Origin of the sequence: Campylobacter concisus (assembly GCF_001298465.1) — a bacterium.
Lineage (GTDB): Bacteria > Campylobacterota > Campylobacteria > Campylobacterales > Campylobacteraceae > Campylobacter_A > Campylobacter_A concisus.
In genome coordinates, this window is record NZ_CP012541.1 from 568,298 (window position 1) to 583,744 (window position 15,447).

The 15,447-nt window shown below is 37.2% G+C and carries 17 protein-coding genes; 8 read left to right on the forward strand and 9 right to left on the reverse strand.

Going from position 1 to position 15,447, the window contains the following annotated elements; all coding sequences use genetic code 11:
* Positions 1-492: a hypothetical protein gene (locus CCON33237_RS02895; protein WP_054197382.1), complete on the forward strand. Its 492-nt coding sequence runs from the start codon at positions 1-3 to the stop codon at positions 490-492.
* Entirely contained in the window at positions 489-2,327 is a 1,839-nt protein-coding gene (gene mrdA, locus CCON33237_RS02900; RefSeq protein ID WP_054196312.1) for a penicillin-binding protein 2, read from the forward strand. The genes CCON33237_RS02895 and mrdA overlap by 4 nt, the downstream gene beginning before the upstream one ends.
* A 197-nt stretch (positions 2,328-2,524) precedes the next feature.
* Here the strand turns inward: mrdA and queC are convergent, their stop codons facing one another.
* Complete coding sequence (queC, locus tag CCON33237_RS02905; RefSeq protein WP_257719891.1) at positions 2,525-3,238, reverse strand: 7-cyano-7-deazaguanine synthase QueC; 714 nt, start codon at positions 3,236-3,238, stop codon at positions 2,525-2,527.
* A gap of 25 nt (positions 3,239-3,263) precedes the next feature.
* Between queC and ybeY the strand changes: the two genes are divergently transcribed.
* Positions 3,264-3,710 (forward strand): rRNA maturation RNase YbeY, encoded by a 447-nt coding sequence (gene ybeY, locus CCON33237_RS02910; protein ID WP_054196314.1) that lies wholly within the window; start codon positions 3,264-3,266, stop codon positions 3,708-3,710.
* Here the strand turns inward: ybeY and CCON33237_RS02915 are convergent.
* The 5 genes from CCON33237_RS02915 to mobB are packed head-to-tail and all read right to left on the reverse strand — an operon-like array spanning position 3,699 to position 8,176.
* Complete coding sequence (locus tag CCON33237_RS02915; RefSeq protein ID WP_054196315.1) at positions 3,699-4,682, reverse strand: hypothetical protein; 984 nt, start codon at positions 4,680-4,682, stop codon at positions 3,699-3,701. The genes ybeY and CCON33237_RS02915 overlap by 12 nt on opposite strands.
* Complete coding sequence (gene metG / locus CCON33237_RS02920; RefSeq protein WP_054196316.1) at positions 4,683-6,605, reverse strand: methionine--tRNA ligase; 1,923 nt, start codon at positions 6,603-6,605, stop codon at positions 4,683-4,685. It abuts the gene before it with no gap.
* Positions 6,606-6,624: 19 nt separating this feature from the next.
* Positions 6,625-6,834: a hypothetical protein gene (locus tag CCON33237_RS02925; protein ID WP_054196317.1), complete on the reverse strand. Its 210-nt coding sequence runs from the start codon at positions 6,832-6,834 to the stop codon at positions 6,625-6,627.
* On the reverse strand, positions 6,834-7,697 hold the full coding sequence (locus CCON33237_RS02930) for a class 1 fructose-bisphosphatase (protein WP_054196318.1): 864 nt from the start codon (positions 7,695-7,697) through the stop codon (positions 6,834-6,836). Before CCON33237_RS02930 ends, CCON33237_RS02925 begins: the two co-directional genes overlap by 1 nt.
* Positions 7,697-8,176, reverse strand: coding sequence for a molybdopterin-guanine dinucleotide biosynthesis protein B (mobB, locus tag CCON33237_RS02935; RefSeq protein WP_054196319.1), 480 nt, complete (start codon positions 8,174-8,176; stop codon positions 7,697-7,699). Before mobB ends, CCON33237_RS02930 begins: the two co-directional genes overlap by 1 nt.
* Before the next feature lie 120 nt (positions 8,177-8,296).
* Between mobB and CCON33237_RS02940 the strand changes: the two genes are divergently transcribed.
* Positions 8,297-8,776, forward strand: a complete 480-nt coding sequence (locus CCON33237_RS02940; protein ID WP_054196320.1) for a hypothetical protein — start codon at positions 8,297-8,299, stop codon at positions 8,774-8,776.
* On the opposite strand, the gene CCON33237_RS02945 is transcribed toward CCON33237_RS02940, so the two are convergent.
* From CCON33237_RS02945 to gltX, 3 genes are read right to left on the reverse strand one after another with little or no spacing between them, the layout of a single operon-like run.
* A complete protein-coding gene (locus tag CCON33237_RS02945; RefSeq protein ID WP_054196321.1) occupies positions 8,697-10,334 on the reverse strand; it encodes a lytic transglycosylase domain-containing protein in 1,638 nt (545 codons plus the stop codon). The two genes, CCON33237_RS02940 and CCON33237_RS02945, sit on opposite strands and share 80 nt — an antisense overlap.
* Positions 10,312-10,605, reverse strand: coding sequence for a YggT family protein (locus CCON33237_RS02950; RefSeq protein WP_054196322.1), 294 nt, complete (start codon positions 10,603-10,605; stop codon positions 10,312-10,314). Before CCON33237_RS02950 ends, CCON33237_RS02945 begins: the two co-directional genes overlap by 23 nt.
* Before the next feature lie 8 nt (positions 10,606-10,613).
* Positions 10,614-11,909 carry a glutamate--tRNA ligase gene (gltX, locus tag CCON33237_RS02955; RefSeq protein WP_054196323.1) on the reverse strand — a complete coding sequence of 432 codons (1,296 nt, stop codon included), beginning with the start codon at positions 11,907-11,909 and terminating at the stop codon, positions 10,614-10,616.
* A gap of 145 nt (positions 11,910-12,054) precedes the next feature.
* On the opposite strand from gltX, the gene mscL reads away from it, so the two are divergent.
* The 4 genes from mscL (at position 12,055) to CCON33237_RS02975 (ending at position 15,268) form a co-directional block, all read left to right on the forward strand.
* The gene (mscL, locus tag CCON33237_RS02960) at positions 12,055-12,459 is read left to right on the forward strand and encodes a large-conductance mechanosensitive channel protein MscL (RefSeq protein WP_054196324.1); all 405 of its coding nucleotides are present in this window, start codon (positions 12,055-12,057) and stop codon (positions 12,457-12,459) included.
* A gap of 100 nt (positions 12,460-12,559) precedes the next feature.
* Entirely contained in the window at positions 12,560-13,198 is a 639-nt protein-coding gene (locus tag CCON33237_RS02965) for a Crp/Fnr family transcriptional regulator (protein ID WP_054196325.1), read from the forward strand.
* A gap of 120 nt (positions 13,199-13,318) precedes the next feature.
* Complete coding sequence (locus CCON33237_RS02970; RefSeq protein ID WP_054196326.1) at positions 13,319-13,891, forward strand: cytochrome c3 family protein; 573 nt, start codon at positions 13,319-13,321, stop codon at positions 13,889-13,891.
* A 9-nt stretch (positions 13,892-13,900) separates the two neighbouring features.
* Complete coding sequence (locus tag CCON33237_RS02975; protein WP_054196327.1) at positions 13,901-15,268, forward strand: multiheme c-type cytochrome; 1,368 nt, start codon at positions 13,901-13,903, stop codon at positions 15,266-15,268.
* Positions 15,269-15,447: the final 179 nt, after the last annotated feature.

The following is a 15,447-nucleotide window of genomic DNA, read 5'->3' on the forward strand; positions in this document are numbered from 1 at the left end:
ATGCAAACCATAAGTAGCTTAGATATTAAAATTTTTAAAGAATTTTGGTGGGCTATTTTTTTATTCTCATATGAGATCGCAACTACGCAATTTGGCTTTTTGCCGCCACTCATTGGCATTTTTTTTACTTATATGATTTTGGAGTATTCAAGAAAACAAAAGCAATACGACGAGTTTAAGCACAATTGGTACTTTGCGATAATTTTTATAATATTTGCTGAGCAAATTCATGGATTTCATCTTTTTTCAACGATTATTGCATTTTTGCTTTTTTATAATTTTATTTTAGACTGGCTATATACCACGATGAAGTGGCGAAACTGCCTACTTATCATCTTTGTAGCAGCTGGATACGCTTTAACCTTTCTTGTAAATAATCTATTTGCTTACGTTTTAAACGAGCAAAATTTAGCATTTTCGTCTGAATATCTATTTTTTATAGCATTTGAAAGTATCCTTGCTATCGTTCTTTTTAGGGATAAAGTGCTATGAGAATGCGCATCGTCTTTAGTGTGATCGCTCTTTTTTGGATTATACTTTTGGGACGAATTTATCACCTAAGCATAAACTCAAATACTTACTACAACGAGATTGCAGAACAAAACGCGATAAAGACTATTTATATTCCGCCAGTTAGGGGTATTATTTTTGACGCACATGATAAGCCAATGGCTGTTAATCGTCTTGGCTTTTCGGTATCCATTAGGCCTCATTTAAGTGCTAATAAAAAGGTAAAAATTTTAGATGATGAGCTAGCTTACATTGGCTCACTATTTAGCGATCTAAATGTTACAAAGCTTAAAAATGAATACATAAAAAATGACTCAGCTTATAACCAAGATTTTATAAATGTGGTCGAATTTATTGATTATGATAAATTTTTACCATTTTTTGCATCACTTTCTTTGCGTGAAAATTTAGAGATAAGGCCCGCTTCAAAACGCCACTATCCGTATAACGATCTAGCTTCTCACATCATCGGCTACGTTGGTAGGGCAAATCAAAAAGATATGGATAATGATCCTTTGACAAAGCTTACAAATTATATTGGAAGAAGTGGCGTGGAACGGTTTTATAATCCGATCTTACAAGGAATTCAGGGATTTAAAAAGATAAAGGTAAATGCCTTAAATGAAGAGATCGAGCAGATAAACTATCAAGCACCACAAAGTCAAAATATCAAGCTTGCAGTCGATCTTGAGCTTCAGCAGTTTGTGGCTGATGTCTTTGGTAAGGATGCAGGAAGCGTTATCGTTATGAGTCTAAAAGATGGTGCTATCATAGCTGCTGGTAGCTTTCCAGAGTACGATCTAAACCCATTTGTGCTTGGAATTTCTCAGCCTGAATGGGAAGAGCTTGTAAAAAACGTCGATCATCCTTTTACAAACAAGCTAATAAACGGCCTTTATCCGCCAGGTTCTGTCGTAAAAATGGGTATGGCGCTTGCGTTCTTGGATAATGGCATGAGTAAATACGATAGCTTTTTTTGTAGTGGTTCGTATGAGCTTGGAGGACGTAAATTTCGCTGCTGGAACTCTCATGGACATGGAAATGTTAATATGAATACGGCAATTAGAGAGAGCTGTGATGATTATTTTTATAAAGGTAGTCAAAAGATAGGCATAGATGCCATAGTGCCGATACTTGAGCGTATGGGCTTTGGTAGAAAAACCGAGGTTGATTTGCCAAATGAGTTTGTGGGGACTTTACCAAGTAGAGAGTGGAAGATGAGGAAGTATGGCAAAGCGTGGTTTCAAGGCGAGACCCTCATCACTTCTATCGGCCAGGGAAATTTCTTGGTCACGCCTATGCAAGTGGCAAAATATACAGCGGGCCTTGCAACTGGGCTAAATGTGACTCCACATTTTTTAAAGAGCATTGATGGCAAGGATGTTGATTTTACGCCAACAGATGATGCTTTTACGCCGTTTGAGAAGTCGCAGTTACCAGCCATTAGGCATGCAATGTATGAAGTGGCAAACCACCCAAGAGGAACGGCAAATAGGCATTTTATTGGAAGCCTAGTTAAAGTTGCTGCAAAGACCGGTACTGCCCAGGTCGTTGGAATTTCTCAAACTGAAAAGAAACGTATGAAAGAGGAGGATATGGCGTATTTGCAAAGATCTCATGCATGGATGACCACATATGCGCCTTATGAAGATCCGCAATATGTCATCACAATGGTTATCGAGCATGGTGGCCATGGTGGAAGTGCGGCTGGGCCAAAAATTGCTCAAATTTATAATAAACTCGTTGAAATGGGATATATAAATTTAGAAAAAATCCAAAGCGATCAAAATAAGAAACAAGATAATAAGAAAAAATAAAGATCACTAAAAAGTCGTGGTAGCGATCGCTTACTTAGAAATTTTTACTGTACCCTTGGCTAAATTTATTAACTACTTTTCAATCCTCCTTATTAAATTTTTGGCAAGCTTGATCGAGAATTTATGTTTTTGGTAGCTAGCAAGAGTCTAAGCGTTGATATATCTTTAAATTTGTTAAATGCCCTTGTTTTAGAGACTCATAAGGAAAATTTTTGATTTTTATATGCGATTTTATCAGTGGCGTTTGCCTTTTTAAAGCCATTTAGCCTTAGCCTGCAGCTATCGCAAAGTCCGCATGCCTCGTCCCCGCTCTCGTAGCAGCTCCAGGTTAGCTCTAGTGGCGAGCCAAGCTCAAGCGATTTTGCTACGATGTCAGCCTTGCTTAAATTTACAAGTGGAGTAATTATCTCACACGAAAAACTAGGTGATGTGCCTAAATTTATGGACCCGTTTATACTTTTTATGAAGCTTTCTTTGCAGTCAGGATAGCCTGAACTATCTTCTTCTACGACACCGATATAGATAGCTTGTGCATTTTCTTTTTCAGCAAGTGCGGCAGCGACCGAGATAAAAATACCATTTCGAAAAGGCACGTAAGTATTTGGCACATCTTTTTCCACTCCATCTTTTCTTATTTGCAAGCTTTTATCGGTTAAAGAATTTCCGCCTATTTGGGCAATAAAGCTAACATCCAAACTCATCTTTTTTGCAATGCCTAGTCTTTCGCAAATTTTGTTAAATGCACGTTTTTCGCGTTTCATCGTTCTTTGGCCATAGTCAAAATGAAGCGCTACGATATCATATCCAGCCTTTTTTGCCATTACAGCACAAAGCGTACTATCCATGCCGCCACTCATTACACAAACTGCTTTTTTCATATTTTGCCTTTTATTTTTGCTAGAATTATACAAAAAGTTACTAAGGAAAGAGCCTAAAATGATACTTTGCGAAGAGAGCTATCCAAAAATTTTAGATGAAATTTGTGAATATTTGACGTTAGGAGAAATCGAACTGGTTTTTGTCGGTAAAGAAGAGATGAGAGAACTGAATAAAACTGAGCGAGGCATTGATAAAACGACAGATGTTTTAAGCTTTCCGCTTGAACTTGTCATTCATGCTCCACTTGGCTCAATCGTTATAAACAAAGATATGGTAAAAGAGAAAGCTACTGAGCTAAATCATAGCGAAGAGGCCGAAACCGCACTACTTTTCACACATGGATTACTTCATATCTTGGGATTTGATCATGAAAAAGATGATGGCGAAATGAGAGAAAAAGAGTGCGAGGTTATCAAGAAATTTGAGCTGCCTAAAAGTCTAATCGTAAGAAGCGAGGATGTTAGGCTAATTGATCTTATAAATAATAAAAATTTAAAAGAGTAGATTTTCTTCAGATATTTTGTGAAGCTCTTCTAAAAGCTCCTCTTTTCGGCATAAAATCAATATATAGATAAAATTTTTAAGCTTTTTTGTCTCGCTTAAATTTTGAAAGTAGATTGCGTTTTGTACTTTTAATAAAGAGCCTTCTGGCAAACAAATTTTTATCTCATCAGGGCTAAATTTTTTATTTAAAAATATACTTTGACTTACAAATAGATCTTCATCGCTTTCAGTAATTATGGCTCTAAAGCTATTTCCAAAACTAGTAGGAATAAAATTTTTATCTATAAAAATCGGGTCAAAATGCCCGTGAATCCTACCTTCATAAGGCTTAAATGAAATTTTATTGCTATCAAGAAATTTTAAAAGTCCATAAAACATCCCAGCAAAAACTCGTGGTATGTTTAAGTTTTGATAGTATGTTTGCTTAAAGACTGTGCTTGTAAAAAATATCGAGCTTGGATTTATCTCTTGCATAGTTGTATCTGTGTAAATGGTCTCAAAAAGAGGCGATATTCTCTGAAGTGTTCTTGTATCATCGCCAAAAAAGATATCAAAGACCTTTGCGTGAAAAATTTGATTAAAAAGCTCAGTGATATTTTTTGACATGACGTGTGCGTTAGAGCCAAGTTTTGATTTTTCCAAAAAGTCATTTATATAAGGATTTACGGCGCAAAATTTTAAATCTTTATGAGTAGCCTCAAATCTCATGAGTTTTATCATGGCAGTTTGTAAGCTACTAACTTTTAAAAAAGCGATCTCTTTGTCGATAATTGGCACATTATCTTCGCTAATTATGGCGTATGCGCCTTGTTTAATCGCTGTTTCTATGTCGCTATCGTTCGCGTTTAAGCAAATATACGCAAAGCCACGTCTTACATGCTTTAGCTCGAAAACAAACTCGCTTACGCTAGTTATCGTCGGTGCATTTAGAGCCTCGGCATTTATTAGACGAGTTAAATTTTCTATTGTCATTTAACCAACGATCGCGCCATTTTTAACTTTACCTTGCGTACCAAGAAGCGTTAGCGAGCCATCAGATGCGCTTAGGATCATGCCTTGAGAGACATATTTTTTCATCATCGTTCGCTCTTTTAAATTTGCTAAAACGCACACTTGCTTGCCGATAAGCGAGCTAGGCTCGTAGTATTTTGCAATGCCAGATAGAATTTGACGCGGCTGCTCCTCGCCAAGGTCTATCTTAAATTTAAGCAGTTTATCGCTGCCCTCGACCCTCTCGCATTCAAGCACTTCGCCTACTTTTATCACCACCTTTGCAAAGTCATCAATGCTAATGATTTCGTCCTCTTTTTTCTCCTCTTTTGGCTCAGCTTTCGCCTCAACCTTTGGCTCATTTGCCTCGCTCATTAGCTCTTTTTCTATCCTTGGGAAAAGTGGCTCGGTAGCTTTTGCTACAAAATTTGAAATTTCATTTTTCAAAACAAGACTTTCATAAGATGTTGTGTCTATGCTAAAGCCAAGCGTGTCAGCTATCTTAGTACAAGTTTTTGGCATAGCTGGACTAAGTAGTATCGCTACTTTTGCAAGTAAATTTGCGCAAAGTGCCACAAGCGCGTTTGCCTCGTCAGTTTTGCCAGCTTTTACAAGTGACCATGGCTCATATTTTGCAACGGCTGCGTTTGCAAGCGTTACGACCTTCCAAAGATCCTCTAAGTAGCGATTTGTAGCTAAATTCTCTAAATTTTTTATAGCCTCATCAAGGTAGCCTTTTGCCTCATCAAGCTCGGCTTTGTGAAATTTGATCACATCTTTTGAATCGATTTTATAGTCGCTATACTTTGCACTCATGCCAACAATGCGGCTTAGCAGATTGCCAAGTCCATTGCCAAGTTCTGAGTTTATACGCTCGATCAAAGCCTTTTGGCTGTAATCGCCATCTTGTCCAAACGGCACCTCTCTAAGCAAAAAATATCTGAAATTTTCAAGTCCGTAAGCATTTGCAACTTCTCTTGGGTTTATAACATTACCCTTACTTTTGCTCATCTTTTCGCCATTTATGGTCCACCAGCCGTGCGCTGCTACGTGTTTTGGTAATGGCAAGCCAAGACTCATCAAAAATGCCGGCCAGTAAACTGCGTGAAAGCGTAAAATATCTTTGCCAACGATGTGAGTAGTGTATGGCCAAAGATCCATTCTAGCGTCATCTCTTGAATATCCTAGTGTTGTTAGGTAGTTTATAAGCGCATCAAGCCAGACGTACATAACGTGCTTTTCATCGTTTGCGCTCTTTGGTAGCTTTATGCCCCAGTCAAAGCTCGTTCTTGTTACTGAAAGATCTTTTAGTCCACCTTTTACAAAGCTTACGACCTCGTTTTTCTTACCTTTTGGGATGACGCAAAGCTCGTCATTTTCGTACCATTTTAAAAGCGCATCTTCATATTTTGAAAGCTTGAAAAAGTAGCTCTCTTCTTTAACTAAAGATGTCACACGGCCGCAGTCTGGACAGCGGTTGTCCTCAAGCAGGTCTCTTTGGTTAAAAAAAGTTTCGCAGCTAACGCAGTAAAATCCCTCATATTCGCCTTTGTAAATGTCGCCATTTGCTTGCATCTTTTCAAAGACATTTTGCACGGTTTGTTTGTGCTCTTCGTCGGTCGTTCTTATAAAATGGTCGTAGCTTATTTCAAACTCATCCCAAAGTGATCTAAATTTCGCACTGATCTCGTCAGCATACTCTTTTGGAGTTTTGCCTCTAGTGCTTGCGGCCTGCTCGATCTTTTGTCCATGCTCGTCCGTGCCTGTCATAAAGTATGTATCTTTGCCTTGTAAGCGATTAAATCTAGCAAGTGTATCGGCGATGATGGTAGTATATGCATGACCAATGTGTGGCACGTCGTTTACATAGTATATTGGGGTCGTTATATAAGCTTTTTCTTTCATATTTTTATCCTTTAAATTTTTAGAAATCAAATCCACCGTCGCTACCCGTATTGCCTTTTGACATCGAGTTATAGCAGCTGTTTACATACTCTTTTCTTGTCTCGCAGTCAAAAAATACTTCGCAGTTAAAGCAGCTTTTTTGCCCTTTTTGTTCTTGGCATTCTTGTAGGATCTTTGCCTTTTGCTTCAAGGCTAGTTCAAATGCGTCCAATTGCTCGCTTTCTTGCATTATTTTTGCTCGTAAAATTTATGCAAAAGAGAAATTTCATCACGTGAGCCAAAGAAGCATGGCGTTATTTGGTGAATTTTTTCTATTTTTATATCAAAAAGTGTCCGGTTTTTACCGTTTGTCGTTGCGCCCTTTGCGTTTTCATATATGAAGGCAAATGGCAATACCTCAAAGACTACTCTTAGCTTGCCATTTGGATGATCGCTCGTTGCTGGATAGCTAAAAAGACCGCCGCCTTTTAGCAAAATTTGGTGCAGGTCGCTCACCATCGCACCTGAGTATCTTAGCCTATATCCTTGGTTGAATAGCTCATTTATGAAATTTCTATGCGTTTGGCTCCAGCCTTTTTGTGTCGCTCCTGTAGCATTTAGCTTGCCTTTTTCTTTTAGCTCAAGCTCTTTTATAAATTTAAACTCGCCATCTTTGCCAAGTCTATAAAATTTAGGCAAAGCACCTTTTTTCTCAGCAATGACAAGCTCAAGTCTTGGACCATATATAGTGTAAGTTGCGGCTATTAATTTTTCTGGTTTTACCTCGTCTTCGTAGATGCCAAAGATCGAGCCAACGGCAAAATTTACATCAACTAGGCTTGAGCCATCAAGTGGATCGTAAGCGATTATAAATTTAGCATTTTTATTTATCTCAAGCTCGTTCTCTTTTTCTTCGCTAATTAGCGCTTTTACGCAATCAAGCTCGCTAAATTTAGCTGTGATGATCTCGTCGCTTTTGACATCAAGTTTTAGTTGCGTGTCGCCAGTCGCGTTTTCGTGGGTTGTGTAGCCAAGATCGGCGTATTTTATCACTTCGCTTATCTCTTTTGCGATCTCTTTTATGGTGTTAAAAATTTGGTTTAATTCTTGCATTATACAGCCTTTGCATTTTCTAATATCCACGCACAAATGGCGTTTGTATCGTCTAAATTGAGATTTTTTATTTCGTAGGGAATTTGCTCTTTATAAGTGGCGATCGCGTCTGAAAAGCTAAGGTAAGATTCGTCAATCTCGCCTTTAAAAACGCTTAGTCTTGGTAGAGGAAGTGTCTTTAGTCCTTCAACCAAGAGCATGTCAAACTCGCCGAGCATTTTAATAACATCACTAATTTCTTGTGAATTTTGTGAAAAATAAGTTGTTCTAGTCGGACTCATCACCACCACATCTGCTCCAGTTTGAGAAAATTTAAAGCTATCCTTGCCTTCAACATCAAATTTGGCCTTGTTGCCTGGATCATGTTTTACTATCGCGACTTTCAAACCATCATCTATAAATTTTTTTGCTACCTTTAAAATAAGAGTCGTTTTTCCGCTATTTGAAGGGCCAGAAAAAGCGATAGCAAGTCTTTTCATAAGAACCTTTTTTGTTAAAATTTCTCGCGATTATAACTTATGTTGGCTTTAAAATTTATGAGTGAAATTTAAAAATTAAAATGCTAAAATGGCAGAAATTTTAGAAATTCAAGAGTTTTTATGAGCAAATTTATATCGTTTTTTGTATTTATTTTGATGATATTTGGCTGTGCTGGTGAAAAAGTAATCGTGCATGAGCCGTTAAAAAATGAGCTTTTGGCTTACACAAGCAAGAGCGAGATCATTGACGGCACCGATAGAACGCTAATTGTAGCAACTTATCTAAATCCTATTTATAACTCAGATTTAGATGCAAGCAAAGAGCACTTTTTGGTGGCCATAAATCCAAAAGAGCACGCTAGTGAGCTAAATAATATCAAGGTAAACAACGACTCAAATGCCACAAATGCAAGGCTGCTTGATGAAAATGATAAGATGCTAAAATTTGTTGGATTTTCGATGCCTTGGGCGCTCTATTATGAAGTGACCGCACCAAGCAAGCAAAGCGATGATCTAGCACTTAGTTTCGAAATTTATCAGTCAAGGCCGGTTTTGTTAAATTTTCGAAAAGTTGCGAAATCTTTATATTGGAACCAGTAAGCGCCATATAGATCACGTAGTTTGCAAGCACCTTTTTGCCATAGTTTCTAGTCTCTGCGACCGGGACAAGCTCGATCGATAAAAACGGCTCAAATTTCCCCTCTTTAAACATATCATCTCGTGTGATAAGCTTTTTGGTAAAGCCGATACCGCCATTATATGCGTATGCGGTAAAGAGAGGATGATAGAGAAATTTATCAAGATAGTTTAGGTGATGGTTTGCAAATTTAAATGCAATATCTGTTTTAAAAAGATCGTCTTCATCAAAATTTGGGATTTTTAACTCTTTTTTGCCGATCGCATTTGCGAGAAATGGCATAAACTGCATCATACCAAGGGCGTATGAAGTAGAAACTACGCTTGGGATAAAGAGGCTCTCTTGTCTAGCCAATGCGTAGATCATCGATTTTCTCTCGTTGCTGATACCCTCAAGCTCAGGAGAACTTGGCATCAAAAAGTATTGTTTCTCCCAACCATGCGCCTTTTGCATGAAATATGCATAGGCACCGATACTTTCGTTTGTATAAAACTTCTTCGCAAATTCGCTTGCTTGCGTGGCATTCATATCCTTTGCAAGGGCTATAGTTTTGTTCCATAAGAACGGATCGCTCACGTCAAAATTTTCGATATTTTGCTTGCTAGGCCTTGGCACGATGACCTCAAGTGACTCGCCACCGATCAAATCTCTTGCGTAAAGTGAGTAGATATTCGCGTCCCTGCTGGCACTTAGCTCTTTTAAAAATCTTTCGTTTTTGCTTATCTGGTACTGCCAAAAGGCCGCATTGTCTCTTTGCCAAGCTCTTTCAAATGTGCTCTTGGCTCTTGCAAAAAGACTAAAAGCGATATCGTCTTGTCCTAGTAAAATCGCATTTAATCCAAGCGTAAAAGCGTCATTTTTTTCAGTGATGGCTGGATCGATGCTTAGCAAATTTCTCCTAAAGCCTTCATATTTTTTATTAAAAACAATATCGTTTAATAAATTTGTAAAGCCCTTTTGCGAGTAGAGCTTGGTCATAAAATTTGTATCAAAACTTTCGCTAAAAAGTGTACTTTTGTTTTGTGGGCTAGAGGCGTTAAATAGCTCTAAAAAGCTCTTTGTATCGTTTAAATTTGCAAAAACTTTAGCCGGATTTGCTTCATTTAATGCGAGTAAAATTTTTGATTTTTCTGGATTTGTCTTTGCAAGATTGGCTGCTAAAATTTCACGAGTATGATTGTCAAGCTTTAAACTAAAAGCAATAGATGTTAGCAAATTTTGGCAGGTTAGATTTGCCTGGGTGATATTTTTTGCATTTACACCAGGACATTTGCTAGGAGCTGCTTTTGGAGGTAAAATTTTATCGATTGATTTTTGAACAAGACCTGCTTTTCTAAATACATCACGAGAAAGATCTGCTATCTGCTCTTTTGTATAACTGCCCTCGTTGATAAGGCGGTTGATGTAGTAGTCTTTTGCTAGGCTTTTTGGCTCGTTTTTTAGCTCTTCATAGGTATAAATTTTGCCCAAAAGAGCAACACAAGCAAGAGAGAGAATACTAAAGTGACGCAGCAAAACCAAATAAAAGCCTTATTAAAAATTGATCTAAAAATTGAAGTGCTAAAAGTACGATAAGCGGAGTAAAGTCGATACCACTAAAATTTGTTTTTATGTAGCGTCTAATAAAGCTATAGACTGGCTCAGTTAGCCTATAAAGTAGCTGTACGACCGGTGAGCTAGGATAAGGTCTGACCCAGCTAATCAGAGCTGCTGCGATGACGACCCAAGTATAGACCGTGATAATAAGGTGCAAAATGTTTGCGATCGCTGAAAATAGAGTGGAAAGTATCATTTTTGCTCCTAGATTAAAATTTTTGCCAGATCATCTTTTATGAGCGGATAGAGCTCGCTTAGCTCAGGACCGTGAAGGTCGTTCGTAAGAAGCGCACGTAGCGGCATGAAAAAGTTTTTGCCTTTTAAATTTGTAGCGCTCATAAGCTCTTTTTTAAACTCATCAAATATTTCGCAAGCTTTTAAATTACGAGCTGCTTTTTTTATGATCTCAAATTCGTTTTTGTACTCATCTGGAGCTATTTTTGGTGAGTATATAGCCTCTACTTTTGCCTTTATCTCAGGCACTAGGGAGCTCTCTTGAGTGTAAAATTTAACTAGCTCAACCTTGTTATCATCCACGCCAAAGATCTCTTTTATGCGCTCTTTTGAAGCAAGCTTGATATGTTCTCTATTTATCTGCTCAAGTTTTTTCACGTCAAATCTAGCTGGAGAGCGTGAAATTTTGGTTATATCAAACCACTTCACCGCCTCTTCGATGGTAAAAATTTCAGTTGGAGTTTTGTTACCAAGAAGTATCAAATAATTTGCGATCGCTTCAGGTAAAAATCCTTGCTCAAAGAGCCATTTTACGCTTGATTCATTCTCGCGCTTGCTCATTTTTTTACCTTCAATATTTAAAAGGATAGGCAAATGCGCGTAGTTCATCTTGCCAGTGTAGCCAAGGCCCTCGCGTATGAGGTCTTGCTTTGGTGTATTGCTCACGTGATCCTCGCCACGTATGACAAAAGTTACGCCCTCAAGCATATCATCGACTGCGCAGGCGAAGTTATAAGTTGGTGTTTTGTCTGCTCTCATGATGACAAAGCTATCAACTGCGTCTGGCTCAAAGCTTAGCTCGCCTTTTATAGCGTCTGTAAAGCTCATAGTGCGTGTTGGCTTTTTCATGCGGATGACAAACGGCTTCTCGCAGTTTAAAACTTCAGTGTCGCTTAGTCTCTCGCAGGTGCCGTCGTATCTATATGCCACGCCTTGCTCTTTTGCTTTTTGTTTTTTTGCCTCAAGCTCTTCTTCGGTGCAAAAGCAAGCAAAGGCCTTTTTGTCAATGAGGAGCTTTGAAGCTAGCTGTCTGTGGAATTTTAAATTTTCACTTTGGATGTAAATTTGCTCTGGCTTTATGCCAAATTTGCTTAAAATTTCTAAGATATCTTTCTCTTTTCCCTCAATATTTCGCTCTTTGTCAGTATCTTCTATGCGTAAAATAAAGCCACTTTTATCTTGTAAAGAACAAATATAATTAAAAATAGCGGCACGTAAATTTCCTATGTGCATATCTCCTGTTGGAGAGGGTGCAAAACGATACATAAGCTCATTCCTTACGTTAAATTTTGAATTTGGATTATAACACCAGCTTGATAAATTTAAAGTTATGTAATTTGATTTTTTTAGCCGAAGCAAAGCATTTCTTGAATAAAATCCGAACAAAAATTTAACATTTTTAGGAGAAACAATGAGTTTTATAAGCGAATTTAAAGAATTTGCGATGCGCGGAAATGTCATAGATATGGCTGTTGGTGTTGTTATAGGTGGCGCGTTTGGAAAGATCGTTTCATCACTAGTTGGTGATGTTATCATGCCAGTTGTTGGCGTTTTAACTGGCGGTGTAAATTTTACTGATCTTAAGCTTACACTAAAAGAAGCGGTGGATGGAGCACCTGCTGTTACGATAAACTATGGCTCATTTATACAAACAATGGTTGATTTTTTAATAATTGCATTTTGCATTTTCTGCGTTATCAAAGCTTTAAATACACTTAAAAATAAATTACCAAAAGAGGAGCCAGCTCCAGCAGAGCCTGAAACTCCAGCCGACATTGCACTTCTAACTGAGATTAGAGATCTACTTAAAAAATAATTTCATAAATTCAAAGGGAAAATTCCCTTTGAAAATCTATTAAAATTTATCTTATTTTTATATGCTAAAATGTTTTTTATTTTAAAAAGTGAGTAAAAATATGATAGAGAAAATCCCATTTTTTCAAGGCTTAAACGAAGAAGATTTAGCCAAACTTGAAGCCATAAGTGTCGTAAAAAAGCATAAAAAGGGTGAATTTTTATTTATAGAAGGTGAGGAGCCAAAATGGTTAATATTTTTAATAAGCGGCTCTGTTAAGCTTTATAAAACCACGGCAAACGGAAAAGAAATTTTTATTCATCAGTTAGCACCTATGAATTTTGTAGCTGAAGTCGTAAATTTTGAAAATATTGTCTACCCGGCTAGTGCCATTTTTACCATATCTGGCGAGGTATTAAAGATAAATTATGAAAAATTTGCAGCAGAATTTTTAATAAAACCAGAAATTTGTATGAAATTTTTAAAATCAATGTCTGAAAAGATAAGAATCACAACAAATCTACTTCATCAAGAGTTAATTTTAAGCTCAGAAGAAAAAGTGGCTAGGTTTATTTTAGATCATGAAGATTTATTTAATGAGCTAAAACATACAAAAATTTCATCAATACTTAATATGACTCCAGAAACTTTTTCAAGGATTTTAAATAAATTTAAAACAAATGGTTTGGTTAAACTTGACGAAAAGAACCAAATTTTGGAAAAAGATGTAGGTGGACTGCAAGAAATTTATTCTTATTGAAAGTTAATATCAAATAAATATTTTTATTTACTTAAAGAAAAAATTTATATATTTTTTGATAGTATTCACTTAAAATTTTCGTAAAAATTTACGATATATTGATAAATTCAGGAGGAGATTTTGGCTGAAGTTAAGAAGAAATTTTTTGTTTGGTCATCTGTTATTATCGGCATTGTGATCGGACTTATTGCGTCTATGGGTATTGCTGATGCACTTCATGCAACTGGTAGCGGCTACATCTGTACCATTTGCCACACTATGGATCCTATGAATGCTGCATATCATGAAGATGTACACGGTGGCAATAACAAGCTTGGCATAAAAGCTGAATGTTCAGCCTGTCACCTAAATCATACAAGTGCCTATACCTATGTACTTACAAAACTTAAAGTATCGATAAATGATGGTTATAAGACATTTTTTACAGATACGGACAAGATCGACTGGCGCAAAAAACGTGAGCATGCATCTCACTTTGTCTATGATAGTGGATGTTTGACTTGCCACTCAAATTTAAAAAATGTTATTCAAGCTGGTAAATCATTCTTACCACATAGAGATTATTTCGTTCTTGGAAATCCTAATAAAAAATCATGTGTTGATTGTCATAATCACGTAGGCCACAAAAATTTAGGACTTCATATAGATAAATTTGAAGCAATTAAAAAACAAGAAAACAATAAAACCAAGTAAGGAGGAGAGATGTTTAAAAAGTCGCTAATGTTATTAGCCTGTCTAATGTCTTTTGGCTTTGCCGCAAACATGGATGCAAATAAATCTGACGCTTTAAACCTTAATGTTGTAAAAAACATTAAAGTTGCTCACAAAATGTCAGACTTATCAAAAAGCTGTGTTGAGTGCCACGCTGAAAAGACACCTGGCATAGTTGCCGATTGGAAAAATAGTCGCCACGCACACGTTGGCGTAAGTTGTATGGATTGCCACTCTGTAAATGCAGATAATCCTATGGCTTCAGTTAAGGTGCATCCAAAAGATTCTAACAACCATGTTTCAATGCTAGTTAGCCCAAAAACTTGTGCTAAGTGTCACGAAAATGAGGTTGAAGAATTCACTAAGAGTGGTCACGCAAGAGGTGCTATGCAAATGTATGCTAACCCTGTGATAGTAAAACTAATGTATCACTATGAAGGTATGGATCATCCAGAATACAAAATGGCTCCAGACGCTACTGGTTGTTCTCAGTGCCACGGAACCGTCATCAAACTAGACGCTGATCACAAACCTACAAAAGAGACTTGGCCAAACTACGGTATAGGTAATGTTTATCCTGATGGTGGCGTAGGCGGATGTAAATCATGCCACAGCGCACACACATTTAGCATAGCTGAAGCTAGAAAACCAGCTGCTTGTGCATCTTGCCACCTTGGACCTGATCACCCAGATATTGAGATCTTTAACAACTCAATGCACGGACATATCTATAATAGCGAAGCTCACAAATGGAATTTTGATGCTGCTCCTGATACATGGGATGTACCAGACTTTAGAGCTCCAACTTGTGCAGCTTGCCACATGAGTGGTGTTGGTGAAACAACAACAACTCACAATGTTTCAAGAAGACTAAAATGGAACCTATGGGGCGTCAGCAGTAAGCTAAGAACAGCTGGTGATGAACAAGCTGCTGTTGTTTACGAAAAAACTGGCAAACTAAACGTAGGAACACCTCTAGCAGGTCATCCAAATGGACCAGAAGCAGCAAGAGCTGAGATGAAGCTAGTTTGTAAAGCTTGCCATACATCAACTCATACAGATAACTTCTTCATTATGGGTGATAAACAAGTAGAGCTTTATAACGTTTACAATGCTGAAGCAACTAAGATGCTTGAAGAGTTGAAAGCTAAAAACCTACTACTAGAAGATGCTTGGTCAGATGAATTCCAAGATGTCTATTATCATATGTGGCACCATGAAGGTCGTCGTATGAGACAAGGCGCTCTAATGGGTGGCCCTGACTACTCACACTGGCATGGTGTATTCGAAGTTAAAAATGATATAAGAAAACTTCGCGAGATCTACAAAAAAAGAATGGAATCTGGTAAAGTAGAGTAATGCTTTTTAAGGTGGGAGTTTTTCCCACCTTTTTATTTTTAAATTCCAAAATTTTATCTTTTAGTTATTATCCTAAAGCAAATACCTTTTAACAATTATTTTTATAAATTTAAATTATAAAATCATACGGCTTAGCACTACAAATTGTTCTAAATAATTAATAAAATCTATAATGTAAA

Coding starts and splice junctions, on each gene's coding strand:
- CCON33237_RS02895 (WP_054197382.1), top strand. CDS start 1: ATGCAAACCATAAGTAGCTTAGATATTAAAATTTTTAAAGAATTTTGG.
- mrdA (WP_054196312.1), top strand. CDS start 489: ATGAGAATGCGCATCGTCTTTAGTGTGATCGCTCTTTTTTGGATTATA.
- ybeY (WP_054196314.1), top strand. CDS start 3,264: ATGATACTTTGCGAAGAGAGCTATCCAAAAATTTTAGATGAAATTTGT.
- CCON33237_RS02915 (WP_054196315.1), bottom strand. CDS start 4,682: ATGACAATAGAAAATTTAACTCGTCTAATAAATGCCGAGGCTCTAAAT.
- metG (WP_054196316.1), bottom strand. CDS start 6,605: ATGAAAGAAAAAGCTTATATAACGACCCCAATATACTATGTAAACGAC.
- CCON33237_RS02925 (WP_054196317.1), bottom strand. CDS start 6,834: ATGCAAGAAAGCGAGCAATTGGACGCATTTGAACTAGCCTTGAAGCAA.
- CCON33237_RS02930 (WP_054196318.1), bottom strand. CDS start 7,697: ATGCAAGAATTAAACCAAATTTTTAACACCATAAAAGAGATCGCAAAA.
- mobB (WP_054196319.1), bottom strand. CDS start 8,176: ATGAAAAGACTTGCTATCGCTTTTTCTGGCCCTTCAAATAGCGGAAAA.
- CCON33237_RS02940 (WP_054196320.1), top strand. CDS start 8,297: ATGAGCAAATTTATATCGTTTTTTGTATTTATTTTGATGATATTTGGC.
- CCON33237_RS02950 (WP_054196322.1), bottom strand. CDS start 10,605: ATGATACTTTCCACTCTATTTTCAGCGATCGCAAACATTTTGCACCTT.
- gltX (WP_054196323.1), bottom strand. CDS start 11,909: ATGTATCGTTTTGCACCCTCTCCAACAGGAGATATGCACATAGGAAAT.
- mscL (WP_054196324.1), top strand. CDS start 12,055: ATGAGTTTTATAAGCGAATTTAAAGAATTTGCGATGCGCGGAAATGTC.
- CCON33237_RS02965 (WP_054196325.1), top strand. CDS start 12,560: ATGATAGAGAAAATCCCATTTTTTCAAGGCTTAAACGAAGAAGATTTA.
- CCON33237_RS02975 (WP_054196327.1), top strand. CDS start 13,901: ATGTTTAAAAAGTCGCTAATGTTATTAGCCTGTCTAATGTCTTTTGGC.